The following is a 15,009-nucleotide window of genomic DNA, read 5'->3' as shown; positions in this document are numbered from 1 at the left end:
TTTAATAAGATAGCGTAAGAGCGTTTACGGCAGTAAAAATTCCTCAAATATCAGGATAAAAGATGAGATATTCCTGATATTTAAGAAAAACAGGCCGTGGCAGAAAATGTTCGAAAACGTATTTCGAAAAATATTTTATGCGTTTAAACGCCGGAAAACCGGTTTTTGAAAGAATTTTAATCCCATTTTAAGCGTGGCACATAGTTGGTTATTAGGGCGGCACACACAAGTCGTACTACTGTATGCTTTCCCGATTGAAACTTGCTGCGCCACTGCTGACCCTTGGGCTCTTGACAGCCGGCGCTGCTTCCGCCCAAACTCCCGTTGCCACTACTGATTCACTTACGCTGGACGCCACCATCAAGGCCGTAATGGATGCTAACCCTGCCATTACCAGCTTAGAAGAACAGGTAAACGCGGCCCAGGCGCGGGTAGCCCAGAGCCGTACGGGCTATTTGCCGTACGTGACGGGTACCGCCACCTATGCTCGCGTCGACCCGCAGGTAAAGCTGCCGTTCGGCGATCAGGTGTTGCAGCTGGCTCCTAATAATAACTACGATGCCCACATCACGGCGCAGTACATGCTGCTGGATTTTGGCAAAAACGACGCGACCTACAACCTGGCGAAAGCGCAGGGTGTAACCGCCGCCGACAACATCGTGACCGCCCGCCGCGATCTGGCTTACAACGCGGTGCAACTGTACTACAACATCCTGTTTATGCGCGAAAGCATCAAAGTGCAGGATGAGCAGATCGCCTCGTTGCAGCAGCACCAGCGCGAAATGGAAAAGCGAGTGCAGGGCGGCGTAAGCACCAAGTTTGACGTGACAACCACGCAAGTGCGCATCACGCAAGCCCAGAACGCTAAAATTGATCTGCAAAACCAGCTGCACAACCAGCAGACGCAGCTCGCTCGCCTGTTGCACCGCCCCGAATACGCCGAGATGCCCGTGCGTGGCTCGTTGGCTTACAGCGCGGCTCCCGTCGATGTGAATTCGGCTATTGCACAGGCCGTGGAGAACCGGCCGGAAGTGAAGCTGGCCCGCGATGCCGAAAATACGGCAGAAGCCCAGCTTCGGCTGATCGAAAAAAGCAACCTGCCCAGCTTAGGCGCTCAGGTGCAGGCCGGCGGTAAAAACGGCTACATCGTGCCAAACCTGGAGCGCTTCCGCTTCAATACGGTAGCCGCCGTGCAGTTGTCGGTGCCGATTTACGACGGCAATCGCAACAAAAACCAGCGCGTGGAAGCCTCGGCCAATGCTCGGTCGGCGCAGTCGCGCACCCAGGATGTGCAGGAGTCGATTCGCTCGGATGTGCGCCAGGCTGCTAATAATATCGAAGCCAGCTCGGCGCGCTACGCCAACGCCGAAACGCAGATCGCGCAAGCCACCGACGCCCTTACCCGTGCCCGTGCCCGCTACCGCTACGACGTAGGCACCAACCTCGACGTGCTGGATGCCGAAACTTCGCTGGCGCAGGCCCGCTTAGCTCGTGTACAGGCGATTTATAACTACACCATGGGCCAGTACCAACTCAAGCGCGCCGTAGGCGAGCAGATTTGGTAGTAAGGAAATCTTGAGGTTTGAATTTTAAATGATAAATGTTTTGTAAAATGTTGATAATCAGCATATTATAAAAATTAAAAGCGATATATCCGCCTCGTTTAAAATTCAACGTCCAGCATTCAACATTCCCACAATATGACCCTATCCGCCATTCTTTGCCCGCTTGATTTCTCGTCTGCCTCGGTGCCGGTGGTGGCTTATGCTGCCGCGCTGGCGGCGGCCACCGGGGCCGAGCTACGCTTGGTACATGTGCTAGAGCCCCAACCCGTGTTGGCCCAGCCCGATGCCAGCCCCGAACTCAATGTTCCCGGCCAACTGGCTGCACACCAAGCGACGGCCGAGCGGGCCGGCGCTCGCGTAAAAACGGTAATACTAGAGGGCGATGCGGCCGTAGAAATTGTGGCCGAAGCACGTCGCCATCCGGCTGATCTGATTGTTATTGGAGCGCATGGCCAAACCGGCCTCACGCGCTTTCTGATGGGCAACACCGCCGAAGTAGTCGTGCGTACGGCCCCGTGTGCTACGCTGCTCGTGAAAGCGGGCCCGGCCGATGAATATCGGCAATCGGCTTAACGGCCTCATTTTTTCGAAATCAATTCCCCTTCCTCTTTCGCATTCAACTAATCCTGAGATATGGCAACCCCCGTTCAACAAGAGCCGGCCGTAGCGCCGAACCCAACTGGTGCCGCGCAGCCCTATGAACCCGAAGTAGAAGAACAAGGCCGTTCGCGCCGTCCGTTTCTGCTGATTATCCTGGCCCTGCTGCTGCTCGTCGGTGGCTACTACGGCTGGACCCGTTATCAATTTGCCCAAGCCCACGAAGAAACCGACGACGCCCAAGTCGAAGGCGACGTGTACCCCGTGCTGCCCCGCGTGAGCGGCCCCGTAGCCGAGGTGAAAGTGGACGACAACACCGTGGTGAAAAAAGGCGACGTGCTCGTAACCATCGACCCCGCCGACTACCAACAGCGCGTAAACGCCGCGCAAGCTGCTTTAGCTGCCGCGCAAGCTAACGTGGTAGCCGCTCGTGCTGCCGTGGGCACAGCCCAAGCCAACGTCGGTTCGGCCCGTTCGGCCATCGGGGTGAGCGATGCTACCCGGGCCCGTTTGCAGAAAGACTTGCAGCGTAGCGCTTATCTGCGGAAAGAAGACATCATTCCGCAAAGCGAGTACGACGCCGTACAAGCCAACCTAAAATCGACTACGGCCCAGCGCTCGACGGCGCAGCAGCAAGTATCGGTAGCGCAACAGCAAGTGGCAGCGGCTCAACAGCAAGTGGCTGTGGCACAAGCGGTTGTGAAACAACGCCAAGCCGACCTCGACAATGCCTTGTTGCAGCTCAGCTACACGACCCTCAAAGCGCCGACCAACGGCTACGTGAGCAAGAAAAATGTGCAGCCCGGCCAGGTGGTTTCGCCCGGTCAGCAGCTGATGGGCATCGTGGCCAGCGACCGCACGTGGGTGGTGGCTAACTTCAAGGAAACCCAGTTGGAAGACATGAAAGTCAATCAGCCGGTGAGCGTGGAAGTGGATGCCTACCCGAACGAAGAATTCCAGGGCCACATCGAATCCATTTCGGCGGCTACGGGTGCTCGTTTCGCCCTGCTGCCCCCCGACAACGCTTCGGGCAACTTCGTGAAAGTGGTACAGCGCGTTCCCGTGAAAATCGTGCTCGACAAAGTTGACCCCGAACACCCCCTGCGTGCCGGCATGAGCGTGAACGCAGTCGTGAAGGTAAAATAAGGTCTTCAAGGTCTTGGTAAACCCAGGTGTGTGGTCATCTTCTGATGATCCTCTGGCCTTGGTTTGCCAAGACTTTAAGATTTTGACAACCAATAATTTATAAAATGGAATCTGGAGCTCGTAAGTGGATTATCGTGGTAACGGTGGTCCTGTGTACGGTGCTGGAATTGATCGATACCAGTATTGTAAACGTGGCCCTGACCCAGATGATGGGTAACCTCTCGGCCACGCAGCAGGAGGTAAGCTGGGTAATTGCCAGCTACGCCATTGCCAACGTGATTGTAGTGCCCATGACGGGCTTTTTATCCGAACAATTTGGCCGCCGCAACTACTTCGGTGGTTCGGTGGTGCTGTTTACGCTGGCTTCTATCGCCTGCGGACACAGCACGAATATTTGGGAATTGGTAGCCTTCCGCTTTATCCAAGGCGTAGGCGGCGGCGCCTTGATGGCCACGTCGCAATCCATTCTCATCGACACCTTCCCGCCCAAGGAATTGCCACTGGGGCAGGCCTTGTTTAGCATGGGCGTAATTGTAGGTCCTTCGCTGGGCCCAACGCTGGGCGGCTACATCGTGGATAACTACGACTGGCCCTGGATCTTCTACGTCAACGTGCCCGTCGGCATTCTGGCCACGATTTTCACGTTCATCTTCATCGAAGACCCAGCGCATATCAAGGCCCGTATTCCGCGGCCGGTCAGTCAAATCGACTGGCTCGGGATTTTCTTGCTGGTGTTGGGCGTCGGCTCGTTGCAGCTGGTGCTGGAGCAGGGCGAAACCGAGGACTGGTTTGAATCGACCTACATTATTTCGTTTGCGCTTCTATCGGCCATCGGCATCATCGGCTTTATTGTGCGCGAACTCACTGCTAAGCAGCCGATTGTCGATCTGCGCGTGATTGGCCGCAGCCGGAACCTGGCCTTCGGGGTCATTCTGTCGTTTGTGGTTGGTTTCGGTCTGTTTGCGTCGGTGTTTGTATTCCCGATTTTTACGCAGCGCATCCTGGGCTTTACGGCTATGCAAACGGGTATGATCTTGTTACCCAGCTCGTTGGTAACGGGCGCGATGATGCCGTTCATCGGTAAAGCCATTCAGAAAGGCGTGTCGCAGAAGCTGATGATCCCATTCGGATTCGCCATATTCTTCATCTTCACCTTCTGGATGAGCGCCCGCATTTCACCCACCGCCGGCGACATGGACTTCTTCTGGCCCTTGATGCTGCGGGGTTTTGGGTTGGCCTTTATCTTCTTGCCTATCACCACGTTATCGTTGGCGGGCTTGTCGGGTAAAGATGCCGGCCAGGCTGCCGGTCTGACCAGCATGATCCGTCAGTTGGGCGGTTCGTTTGGGGTGGCCATTGTGGGCACGTATCTGGAGCGCTCGACGGCGTACAACCGCGTGGCGCAGCTGCCGAACATTTCGCTTTACAACACCGAAACAACTCAGCGTCTGCAAGCCTTCACGCAGGGCTTCCTCGCCAAAGGCTACGCCCTTTCGCAAGCCCAGCAGCAAGCATACGCCGCGCTGGAAGGCACGCTGATGAAGCAGGTGGCCCTGATCACCTACTCGCAAACCTTCACTATGCTCGGGATCTTCTTCCTGATCTGCATTCCGCTGGTGTTCTTTATGAAAATCAAGAAGAACGCACCGCCCGTGGATATGTCGGCTGCGCACTAATTGCCTGTCAATAGCCTGTCTCTCAAAAAGCCGCCAGCAGAAGCTGGCGGCTTTTTTTGTTAATGCTTGATTATGAGGCAGTTGCAGAAAAATTAACAAATTGATCGTATGGTCATTTGTCTCAAAACAAATTGGAGAGAAACGGCTTTACAACTCAATCTTATTCAGTAGCCCCACCTCAGCACTAGTTACCCCGACGCCATGGAATCAGGAGCTAAAAAATGGATTATTGTGGCCACCGTAGTGCTGTGCACGCTGCTGGAGCTAATTGATACGAGCATCGTAAACGTGGCCCTGACCCAGATGATGGGCAACCTTTCGGCCACGCTCTCGGAAGTGAGCTGGGTGATTGCGGCCTACGCCATTGCCAACGTGATTGTGGTGCCGCTCACGGGCTTTCTGAGTGAGCAGTTTGGCCGCCGCAATTACTTTGGGTTTTCGGTGGTGCTGTTCACGATGGCTTCTATCGCCTGCGGGCAAAGCACGAATATCTGGGAACTGGTGGCGTTTCGCTTTATCCAAGGCGTGGGCGGCGGCGCCTTGATGGCCACCTCGCAGTCCATCCTCATCGATACGTTCCCGCCCAAGCAGCTTCCGTTAGGACAAGCTTTGTTCGGCATGGGCGTCATCATTGGCCCGACCATTGGTCCGACGCTGGGCGGCTACATCGTGGATAACTACGACTGGCCCTGGATCTTCTACGTGAACGTGCCCGTCGGCATTCTGGCCACGATCTGCACGTTTGCCTTCATCGAAGACCCCGAGCGCATGAAGCACATGAAGCCACGGCCCCTGCGCGAGCTCGACTGGCAAGGCATTGTGTTGCTGATTTTGGGCGTAGGCTCGCTGCAATTTGTGCTGGAAAAAGGCGAAACCGAAGACTGGTTTGAGTCGAGCCTGATTAATGTGTTCACCGGCCTTTCAATTATCGGCATTGTCGGCTTCATCTGGCGCGAGCTGACGGCCACCAACCCCATCGTGGATTTGCGCGTGCTCACGCGCAGCCGCAACCTGGCCGTCGGCGCGATTCTGTCGTTTGTGCTGGGCTTTGGGTTGTTTGCGTCGGTGTTTGTGTTCCCGATTTTCACGCAGCGCATTCTGGGCTTTACGGCAGCCCAAACCGGCTTACTGCTATTGCCGGGGGCGCTGGTGTCGGGCTTTATGATGCCCATCATTGGGCGGGCGTTGCAGGCCGGCGTGCCGCAGAAGTTTATGCTGCCCTTCGGCTTCGGCATCTTCTTCGTGTTCACGTTTTGGATGAGCCAGAAAATCTCACCCACGGCGGGCCAGAGCGATTTCTTCTGGCCTCTGATTCTGCGCGGCGTGGGACTGGGGCTGCTGTTTCTGCCCGTCACGACGATGTCGCTGGCTGGCCTGCGCGGCAAAGACGGGGCCCAGGCAGCCGGTCTTACGGGCATGCTGCGCCAGTTGGGTGGTTCGTTTGGGGTGGCTATTGTAGGCACATATCTGGAGCGTAACCTGGCCTACAACCGCGTGGCTTTGTTGCCCAATATTTCGCTCTACGACACTGAAACGCAGCAACGTTTGCAAGCCTTCACCCAAAATTTCCTCAGCAAAGGCTTCTCGCTCATGCAGGCCCAGCAGCAAGCTTATGCCGCGCTCGAAGGGACGGTAATGAAGCAGGCTTCGCTCATTACCTACGCCCAGACCTTCACCGTTCTGGGGTTGTTTTTTCTAGGTTGCATCCCGATGATCCTGCTCATCAAGCGCGTGCGCAACGCCGGCCCCGTCGACTTGAACGCCGCTCACTAACATACTCTTTGAGGCTTAGCCCGCATTTCAATAGCCTAAATCAGCCCGTCATGCTTTGCTTGTGCTCTGCATGACAGGCTGATTTTTAATGCTTTATGAATTCAATACAAGCAGCAGGGAATAAGCTGAAAATAAGAAATTCTCTGGCTGCATTGGCTGAGCTTGCACAGACGCAGGAGGAAAATTATGTTTAGGAGTTATTATAGCACTCCTCTTATGTATCGATTAGCTTACTCAAGCATCGCCACCAGCCCCTTCAGCGAGACCGAATTACACGAAGCACTCACCCAATGGCGCGACAAAAACAGCCGCCTCAACATCACCGGCATGCTGCTCTACAGCAACGGCAACATCTTTCAGGTGCTGGAAGGCCACGAGCAGGATGTGCAAAGCATTTTTGCCACCATTGAAAGCGATATTCGCCACCTGCACGTGCTGAAAGTGGCCGACGGCACCATCAATGAGCGCGATTTTCCGGATTGGTCAATGGGTTTCAAGACCGTCACGGGTTCGCAGTTTGAGCACGTACTCGGCTACGTCGACCCAACCAAACAGGAATTCCTGGCTTCGCACCCCGACCAAGGCGAAGGCTCGCTGGTGGCCTTGCTCAAGTCGTTTGCGACGGAAGCGCAGCCTCTCAGTTGAGTTGCTACAATCCGGCAGTTTGTCACAGCAAAAAGCCCCGCTCGATGACCGAGCGGGGCTTTTTGTTAACTAATTGATTAGCAATTAGTTATTGATATTGCACGTACAGAGGCTTTGGGGTTAGCTCGGCCAGCACTTCCTTGGGCGTCATCAGGTGCGAGTTCTTCGGCTTGATGTCGTATTCGTAGAACAGCTTGAAGCCGGTGTACTGCACGGGCTGCGTCTGGATGTAGTCGTGGTACGAATCTTTCTTCAAAGTCGGGTCGCCCCACCCGTCCATGTGCATTACAATTTGCACGCGCGGGTCGGTTTTGATGTTTTTGTAGTTCGTAATCATGCCCTGCGTAAAGCGGTGCACGGTCAGAACTTTGGGCGGCAAGTGGTTTTCGCTCACGATGCGCGCCAAGAATTTGACGGCGTAGTTCACGTCCTTGGCATCGAAGGTTCCGATCTTCTTGCCGGGGCGCACGCCTTTGGTTTGCATGGCAAACTCGGGGTCGATGCCCATGTGCACGATGGGGTCTTTCAGGTACGGCTCCAGCTTGGGAAGCTCGTGCTCTAGGTCGCTGAGACCCACCTGCACATCCAGAAAAATGATGCACTTGTGCTCTTTGGCCCAGCCGATTACTTCTTCAATCGTGGCTTTGGAATTCATCAGGCGGTATTTGCCGTCTTTGCCAGGCGCGCCTTGGGCCGTGATGGTCACGTTGTGCAGGGCAGGCTGAATGGGCAGCGAAGGATCGGCTGCTTGCCACTCGGCCAGTACTTTCTCAAACTTGCGGAACATCTGCTCCTTGGGCTCGCGGCCCAGAATGCCCATGCCTTTCGAGCGAATGTTGCCGTAGAACGCCACGATGCGGTGACCGGGCAGGATGGCGCCGGGCAGTTGGCCACTGGCTTTTACAATCGAATCGGCCTTGAGCGAGTCGAGGCGCAGGACTTGCAGCTTGAGCTTCGCCGAATCGATCGGGGCAGCCGCCGCCGGAGCGCCCGAAGCCGATAGTTTCGAATCAGGAGTTTCGCCATCCGTGCGGGTAGTGCAGCCGGGCAGGGTGGTCAACGAAAACAGCAGGCCCAGCGCAGAAAGCAACGGGGCGGCAAAACGGGAAGAGATTCGAGAATAAGACACTGATTGAAAAGAAGTTGGAAGCCAAATTGGGAAGCAAGTTACGCCTTTTTGCAGGAATCTGTAGTGCAGATAGACTTCGCGGAATTGAAAAAACAGGAACAGACTATATTGGTAAATGTCTTATTGTCAAGTAGTTGTGTAAATAGTAAAATTTATAAAAAACAGAAAAAGAGGTTGCCAACGCCTGTTGGCAACCTCTTTTTCAAAAGTGAACTTCGCATTCTAGCCAAGCTAGTATCAGGTTACTTGCTGGCGTAGCTAATGGGCACTGTGAAGCTCACGTCTACCTTTTTGCCCCTCTGAATGCCTGGTTTCCAAGTGCCCGGCAAGTTCTCGATCACGCGTAGCGCCTCGTTGTTAAGCGCCTCGGCGGCGGCTTCCTGACCGGCCGGGGCCACAACGCCTTTTTGGATCTCTACATCGTGCACTTGGCCGTCGGTGCCAACCACAAACCGAATGAACACTTTGCCCTCCAACTTGGCTTCTTGCGCTATGGCGGGGTACTGCACGGCGCTGCCGATATCCTGCAAAAGCTGTGCGTAGCCGCCCTGGTATTCAGGCATCTTCTCAACGGACGTGTAGATTTTGCGCCCGACCGCATAGGACGGCGGGGGCGGGGGAGGCGGTGGGGCAAGTGGCGGCGGAGGGGGCGGAGGCGGCAGGTTTGCTTGGCTCGCCGAAGCGGCTGCGGTAAGTGTCGGGATCGCTTCTTTCTGGCAGGCCACGGCAAAGAGCAACAACCCACTGACCGGCAAGACCAGCCACTGCTTCCAGCGGCGGGCAGGAGGATTTTTGTAGAGCATAGCGATACGGTTAAGCGTGTGGGATTGGGTGAAGGAATGAGCAGCCGTGAGCGAAAGTCCCAGGCGCTGGCTGGCCTGCTGGGCCAAGAGCGTCGCGTATTGGGCGGGGGAAGCAGTGGGCGTTTCGTGTAACACGGCCTCATCGGCGAGGTATTCGTGCGTGAGAGCCAGCGCCCGCGGAAAGAGGTGCACAAACGGGTTGAACCACAGCACCGCCCGTAGCACATCCAGCACCAGCCGGTCGTAGGTATGACCTTGCTGCACGTGGGCCAGTTCGTGGCGCAGCACCTGTTCGGCTTCGGCAGTGGTAAGGGGCGCGGTCTCGTCCCAATAAACAGTGCGCCCAAACGAACTGATGGGCAACTTGCCTCCCGTGCGCACCATCGTGTAGCCCGCCTGGCGTTCCCCTGGAAGCCCGCGCGCCAGGCGGTGCAGATGCCACAACCGCACTCCCAAACGGATCATCATCAAAGCAGCAATGGTTGTGTACATAATTAATAACCAATTACTTACATAGAAGCTCGTTTCGGGTGTTGCAGCGGTTCCTACCCGCACGACGGGCAGTAATACCGTCATCGGGGGCAGTGCCACACCGCGTAAGGCCGTGCCCCACACGGCTGGCAACGGCAGCCACGGCAAGGCCGCAGCCAGCGCGGGTGCAAGCAGCAAGTACCAGCGGTTATAGCCAAAGCTACGCTCCGAGCGCAGCGCGAAGCGGTAGAGTAGCCAGCCAGCGCCCAGGCACAAGGTGCTCAGCAGCATCCAGTTAAGTAGCAGGAGCGTTGTCATCGGCGTCTTCGTTTAGCTGTTGTTGGGCATGCTTCAGAAGTTCTTCGAGTTGTTGGGCATCCAGGTCCTCCTCTTTGGCAAAAAAGGAAACCAAGCGGCTAAAGGAGTTGCCGAAGTAGCCGCCCAGCAGCTTGCGCAGCGAGAAGCGACGGTACGCGTCCTGCGCTACCAGCGGGAAATAGCGGTGCGTGCGCCCAAACGCTTCGTGGTCGACGAACTTCTTCTGCTCCAGAATGCGAATGATGGTTGAGACGGTGTTGTAGGCGGGCTTGGGTTCGGGCATGTCGGCCAGCACGTCCTTCACAAACGAAGGGCCGCGCTGCCAGAGCACCTGCATAACCTGCTCTTCGGCTTTGGTGAGTTCAGGGAAAGATTCCATGTGTCTGAGTATGATACACTAAACTTATAACTAATAATTTAGTTATGCAACTAAATAGATAGGTGAAGCGAAAATAAACTTTCGGCTTCTGGGAGGTGAAAGAAGCTGACACGCGCGTTTTTCGCGGCTCAAAACGAAATTTTTTGGCCTAGCAAGTGTTATGCAAGCCCATCATTCCTGTCGAACATATCGTGATCCTGCATAAAATCAGCTCCCGGCTGGCGCGCCTGACGTTGCTGCTCAGCACCGTATTGCTCACGGCGCCGAGCATGAGCTGCACCAAAGATGCTTCGGAAGTATCGTCGCCCGCAACCCCTACGCCGAGCGCTCCTACCCCGGCGCCTCCGGCGCCCACACCCAGTAGTCTTTTAGTAAATAGCTCACTGATAGGCGAATACAGCGCGACTGACTTGGCCAGTCGTGTTGCCGAAGCTCCGGTTGCCGGCGCACTGGCCAAATATCCCATCCGGGTATATCGCCTAACCTACACCACGCCTAACACCGACGGCAAGCCCGTCACGGCTTCGGGGGCGTTGCTGGTACCCACCGTGCCGCAGCCCTTGCCCCTCCTGAGCTACCAGCACGGCACGATTCGGCCTTCCGACGAAGACCGGGCGCCGTCGCACTACAGTACCAATAGCGAGGTGTACTCGGCGGTTTCGGTGCTGGCTTCCACGGGCTACATCGTGTCGGCACCCGATTACATTGGCTACGGCGCTTCCAAGGCGTTGCCGCACCCCTACGAGCACGCGGCATCGTTGGCCTCGGCGTCGCTGGACATGATGCGCGCCGCCCGCGAATTCTGCCGGCGCGAAAACATTCTGCTCAACGACAAAAACTTCCTGCTCGGTTACTCCGAAGGCGGTTTTGCCACGATGGCGCTGCACAAGCTCATCGAGGAAAAATACGCCAACGAGCTCACCGTTACGGCTAGTGCGCCGGGCGCCGGGGCCTACCACAAGTCGGCCTTTGCCAACTATATTCTGAGCTCCGACAAGCCCCTGAATTTCCTCAGTACCTACGTGTGGGTACTCGATACCTACAATCGCGTGTACGGCATCAACCGGCCATTTGCGTATTATTTCAATCCGCCTTGGGCCGCGCAACTGGAAAAAAACTCGTTCGGCTCGGTGCCAGACCAGCCCAAGCAGCTTTTTACGGCCTCTTTCCGGACCAGCATTCTGACTAACACGGATCCGCAAATGGCCGCTGCCTTCCACGACAACGACATTTACGACTGGCAGCCAAAAGCCCCGCTTGCGCTCTTTCATGGCACCGCCGACGACTACGTGCCGTATTTCAACTCCGAAGACGCCTACAAAGCCATGCAGGCGCGCGGCGCCAAACAGGTAGAGTTGCACCCGGTGCCCGGCGGGAATCACTTTACCTCGGTAGTCAGCTATACGCTACAAGCCCTCGGGTTCATCTCGCAGTACTACTAAAGGCAATCACCTAATTAAAAAGGCCAGCTTCGTACGAAGCTGGCCTTTTTAATTAGGTGATTATCATGTTATTATGCCAAATATTATTTGATGCTGCGAAGCAATTAAGATACAGGCTGCGCGACTGGCTTTGGTGAAACCGCCTGCCGAACCCAGCAGCCAGCCAGCGCCGCTAACCCTCCCACCAAGCCGCCCAAAATCGCGGTGACCACCACCAGCGCCCAGCCGTTGCCGCCCAAGGGCAACAATTGCGCTACGCGGTGGCTCAGCAGGCCTTGGTTCTGAACGTTGAGCCACGCGGCCAAGGCAAACCAAACGAAGCCCACCCCCTCAAAGCCCGCCAAGAAAGCCCAGCCGCCGTGCGTGCCCAGCCACAGCGCAGCCGCGAATGCAACCACCGCCACGCTCCACCACGGCAGAAACACCTGAGCAACAGCGCCTGCCACCAGAATAACCAGAAAAAGCGGCCAGATCCCTCGATTCATACGGGTATATAACTATTTGATAAACAGATACTTGTGAATAAGCCGCTGCTACTTGTTCAGCGTCCACGTAGCCTGCACGCGCTTATTCTGTTCGGTGGCATTGTGCAGAAACACCAGCGGATAGAGCTGCCCCACGCGCCACGTTTCGATCATGTTGTCGTAGAACGGCGAACCCGGATTGCCGCTTTGCCCGCCGGGGTACACGCCGTAGGCCTGCACCTGCGGCCCAAGAGCCACCACCATGCGCCACGACGGGCCATTGCGCTCGGAAGTCGCATTCACGATGCCCGCGCCGCCGCCCACGTCGAGGTCCATGCGGCCGAAGCCGGGAAGCTGCGCCAGGTGCAGAATGTCGGTGCTCTTTTGGTTGGCCCAGCGCCACTTCGGCCCAAACTCGCCAAACTTGCGCTGCAACGAATCGGCAGCAAACTCAAACGACAGCCGCACCAGATCGGGCAGCGTTTCTTTGGCCGGCGTGCGGCGGTCGTCAATCCATTTAGAATCAGGCTCTTGCAAAATGAGCGTGTTGGTGCGGTCGCGGCCGGGCCAGCGCAGTTCTATACCAGTGCCTTTTTTGCTGAAGTCGTCTTCCCAGATACGCCTTACTAAGTTGCTGTACCACAGCTCAAAGATGCTCGGCCCGATGGCGTTAGCCTCGTAGAAATACTTCCAGCGGTGCATTTCGGTGCGGACCTGCTGCCGCGCGCCGCGCTTGGCCACGTTTTGCGGCTGCGAATCCAGCAGGGCCAGCATTCGCGGGAGCATGAGTTGGGCGTTGAGGTTGAGGTTGTCGTTTTGCAGCACGCGCAGGCTGTCGGGCGTGGCGCGGGTCATGCGCGCCAGTCGCTCGTTGATGCGGTGGCCGCGCTCGTAGCTGCCGAACGTCCAGTTGAGATAATACGGGTAGTCGGGACCTGTGGAAGACTGGTTGGCGGAGCTCACAAAACCGCGCGCCGGGTTCTTCACGTGCGGGTTTTGTACCTGCGGAATCCAGCCTTGCCAATCATAAGCGGGGTCGGTGCCGTCGAGGATAAACTTGCCCTGATCGCGCCACTTTAGCGGAAACTTGCCGTTGGGCCAAATCGTGATATCCTTCTGGTTATCCGCGAAAATGAAGTTTTGCGCCGGCGAACCATAGTTGGCTAAGGCGGCCGTGTAATCCTGATAATTACTCGCGCGGTTGAGCAGGTAAAACGCCAGCACTTCATTGGCCGCGTCGTGGGCCGTCCAGCGCATGGCGTGCCGAATAGGCGTTTCGCTGAGGAAGGGCTTTTCGTCGCGGTCGTACACGATGGGGCCGTGGTGCGTGTAGAGCACCGTGTCGAGCCGATCGGGTTGGCCGCGCACTTTAATGCGCTCCACCACGCGGCGAATCGGTTTCCAGCGGCCGTCGTGCCAGTATTCGCGGCGCGTGTGGTCGCGGAATTTGATCTGGTACCAGTCCATCACGTCGGCGGCCACGTTGGTTACGCCCCAGGCCACTTGCTGGTTGAAGCCAATAATCACCGTCGGCGCGCCCGGAATGGTCACGCCGTACACGTTCACGCCCGGCGCCGTCAGCTGAATCTGGTACCAGATGCTGGGCAAGTTCAGCTGCAAGTGCGGGTCATTAGCCAAAATCGGAAAGCCCGACGCCGATTTTTCCCCGCTCACCGCGAAATTGTTAGAGCCCAGTTCCGGATCGGGCTCGCGGGCCGGCACCTTCTCCGACATCGCCGCCTGAAATGAGGGCGGCGTAGGGGGTGCCGGTAACGGCTTGAAATCCAAAGGAGTACCAACGGGTACAATCGGGTCCTCGCGCTGCGGGTAATCCGGAAATAAGTCTTTCACCACGGCTGGCCCGTACTTATTCAGGGCGTTGGACATGCGCAAATCGTCGGAGCGTCCGCTCAAGTCGAAGGCCATGTACTTAAGCAGCAGCGCGCATTTTAGCGGCTCCCACCGCTCCGGCGCATAATTCAGGAGCTTGTATTCGAAGGGATACTCCTTCGCGGAAAGCGAACTGATATAGGCATTTATGCCATCGGAATACGATTGTAATACATTGTGCGTGACGGGGTTAGCCATCACCATGTCGAGCGATTTCTGGGCGCCGTACACCATGCCCATGCGCCGGAAAAAGCGGTCCGTCTCCAGGCGGCTCGGCCCCACAATTTCGGCCAGCCTCCCGGCCGCCACGTGTGTAACGAAATCCATCTGCCAGAGCCGGTCGCGGGCCGTGAGGTAGCCTTGGGCGAAGTAGAGATCGTGGTCGTTTTGGGCAAAAACGTGGGGCACGCGCCGGTCGTCGAAGCGCACCTGCACGGGCGCCTGCAAGCCGGGCAGCGTCAGGTTTTGCTGAGCCGGAAACGCATCGGTCGCCTCTCCGTTCTGCCAGAAGCCTTCAAAGGGACTCAAAAACTTCCCAAACGGCGGAACATCACCCTGTTTGGTGTTGAGTACCCAGGTAAGCGCACCGCTGATAGCCAGCGCCAGCACAGCTTTTATCCACTTGATCATACACGGCATTTAAGCTTCGGAAAGTAGACAATATTTGGCGCTAAGCAGGTCATAGAACCCTAAAATTGTAGCGGTATCGAA

The 15,009-nt window shown here is 56.6% G+C and carries 12 protein-coding genes; 7 read left to right on the top strand and 5 right to left on the bottom strand.

The annotated features are described in order from the left end of the window. Positions 1 to 242: 242 nt before the first annotated feature. The 6 genes from FHG12_RS06995 (at position 243) to FHG12_RS06970 (ending at position 7,402) form a co-directional block, all read left to right on the top strand. Positions 243 to 1,565, top strand: coding sequence for a TolC family protein (locus tag FHG12_RS06995; protein WP_139515048.1), 1,323 nt, complete (start codon positions 243 to 245; stop codon positions 1,563 to 1,565). A 135-nt stretch (positions 1,566 to 1,700) separates the two neighbouring features. Beyond that, positions 1,701 to 2,138 (top strand): universal stress protein, encoded by a 438-nt coding sequence (locus FHG12_RS06990; RefSeq protein WP_139515047.1) that lies wholly within the window; start codon positions 1,701 to 1,703, stop codon positions 2,136 to 2,138. Between the two features lie 60 nt (positions 2,139 to 2,198). Further along, a complete protein-coding gene (locus FHG12_RS06985) occupies positions 2,199 to 3,308 on the top strand; it encodes an HlyD family secretion protein (protein WP_139515046.1) in 1,110 nt (369 codons plus the stop codon). A gap of 104 nt (positions 3,309 to 3,412) precedes the next feature. Continuing rightward, on the top strand, positions 3,413 to 4,984 hold the full coding sequence (locus tag FHG12_RS06980; protein WP_139515045.1) for a DHA2 family efflux MFS transporter permease subunit: 1,572 nt from the start codon (positions 3,413 to 3,415) through the stop codon (positions 4,982 to 4,984). A 201-nt stretch (positions 4,985 to 5,185) separates the two neighbouring features. Continuing rightward, positions 5,186 to 6,757, top strand: a complete 1,572-nt coding sequence (locus FHG12_RS06975) for a DHA2 family efflux MFS transporter permease subunit (protein WP_139515044.1) — start codon at positions 5,186 to 5,188, stop codon at positions 6,755 to 6,757. A gap of 216 nt (positions 6,758 to 6,973) precedes the next feature. Beyond that, complete coding sequence (locus FHG12_RS06970) at positions 6,974 to 7,402, top strand: BLUF domain-containing protein (RefSeq protein ID WP_165699321.1); 429 nt, start codon at positions 6,974 to 6,976, stop codon at positions 7,400 to 7,402. An 88-nt stretch (positions 7,403 to 7,490) separates the two neighbouring features. Here FHG12_RS06970 and FHG12_RS06965 read toward each other — a convergent pair whose 3' ends face one another. The 3 genes from FHG12_RS06965 to FHG12_RS06955 form a co-directional block, all read right to left on the bottom strand. Continuing rightward, positions 7,491 to 8,531: a hypothetical protein gene (locus FHG12_RS06965; RefSeq protein ID WP_174805791.1), complete on the bottom strand. Its 1,041-nt coding sequence runs from the start codon at positions 8,529 to 8,531 to the stop codon at positions 7,491 to 7,493. Between the two features lie 242 nt (positions 8,532 to 8,773). Then, positions 8,774 to 10,123: a M56 family metallopeptidase gene (locus FHG12_RS06960; RefSeq protein WP_139515042.1), complete on the bottom strand. Its 1,350-nt coding sequence runs from the start codon at positions 10,121 to 10,123 to the stop codon at positions 8,774 to 8,776. After that, positions 10,101 to 10,502, bottom strand: coding sequence for a BlaI/MecI/CopY family transcriptional regulator (locus FHG12_RS06955; RefSeq protein WP_139515041.1), 402 nt, complete (start codon positions 10,500 to 10,502; stop codon positions 10,101 to 10,103). The genes FHG12_RS06960 and FHG12_RS06955 overlap by 23 nt, the downstream gene beginning before the upstream one ends. Positions 10,503 to 10,693: 191 nt before the next feature. Between FHG12_RS06955 and FHG12_RS06950 the strand changes: the two genes are divergently transcribed. Further along, positions 10,694 to 11,944 carry an alpha/beta hydrolase family protein gene (locus FHG12_RS06950; protein WP_230471317.1) on the top strand — a complete coding sequence of 417 codons (1,251 nt, stop codon included), beginning with the start codon at positions 10,694 to 10,696 and terminating at the stop codon, positions 11,942 to 11,944. Between the two features lie 104 nt (positions 11,945 to 12,048). Here FHG12_RS06950 and FHG12_RS06945 read toward each other — a convergent pair whose 3' ends face one another. After that, a complete protein-coding gene (locus FHG12_RS06945) occupies positions 12,049 to 12,429 on the bottom strand; it encodes a hypothetical protein (RefSeq protein ID WP_139515040.1) in 381 nt (126 codons plus the stop codon). 48 nt (positions 12,430 to 12,477) lie between these two features. Further along, a complete protein-coding gene (locus FHG12_RS06940; RefSeq protein ID WP_139515039.1) occupies positions 12,478 to 14,928 on the bottom strand; it encodes a penicillin acylase family protein in 2,451 nt (816 codons plus the stop codon). Between the last annotated feature and the right edge of the window lie 81 nt (positions 14,929 to 15,009).

Origin of the sequence: Hymenobacter jejuensis (assembly GCF_006337165.1) — a bacterium.
GTDB lineage: Bacteria > Bacteroidota > Bacteroidia > Cytophagales > Hymenobacteraceae > Hymenobacter > Hymenobacter jejuensis.
Note: the sequence above shows the minus strand (reverse complement) of the source record. Positions and strands in the feature narration are given on the sequence as shown.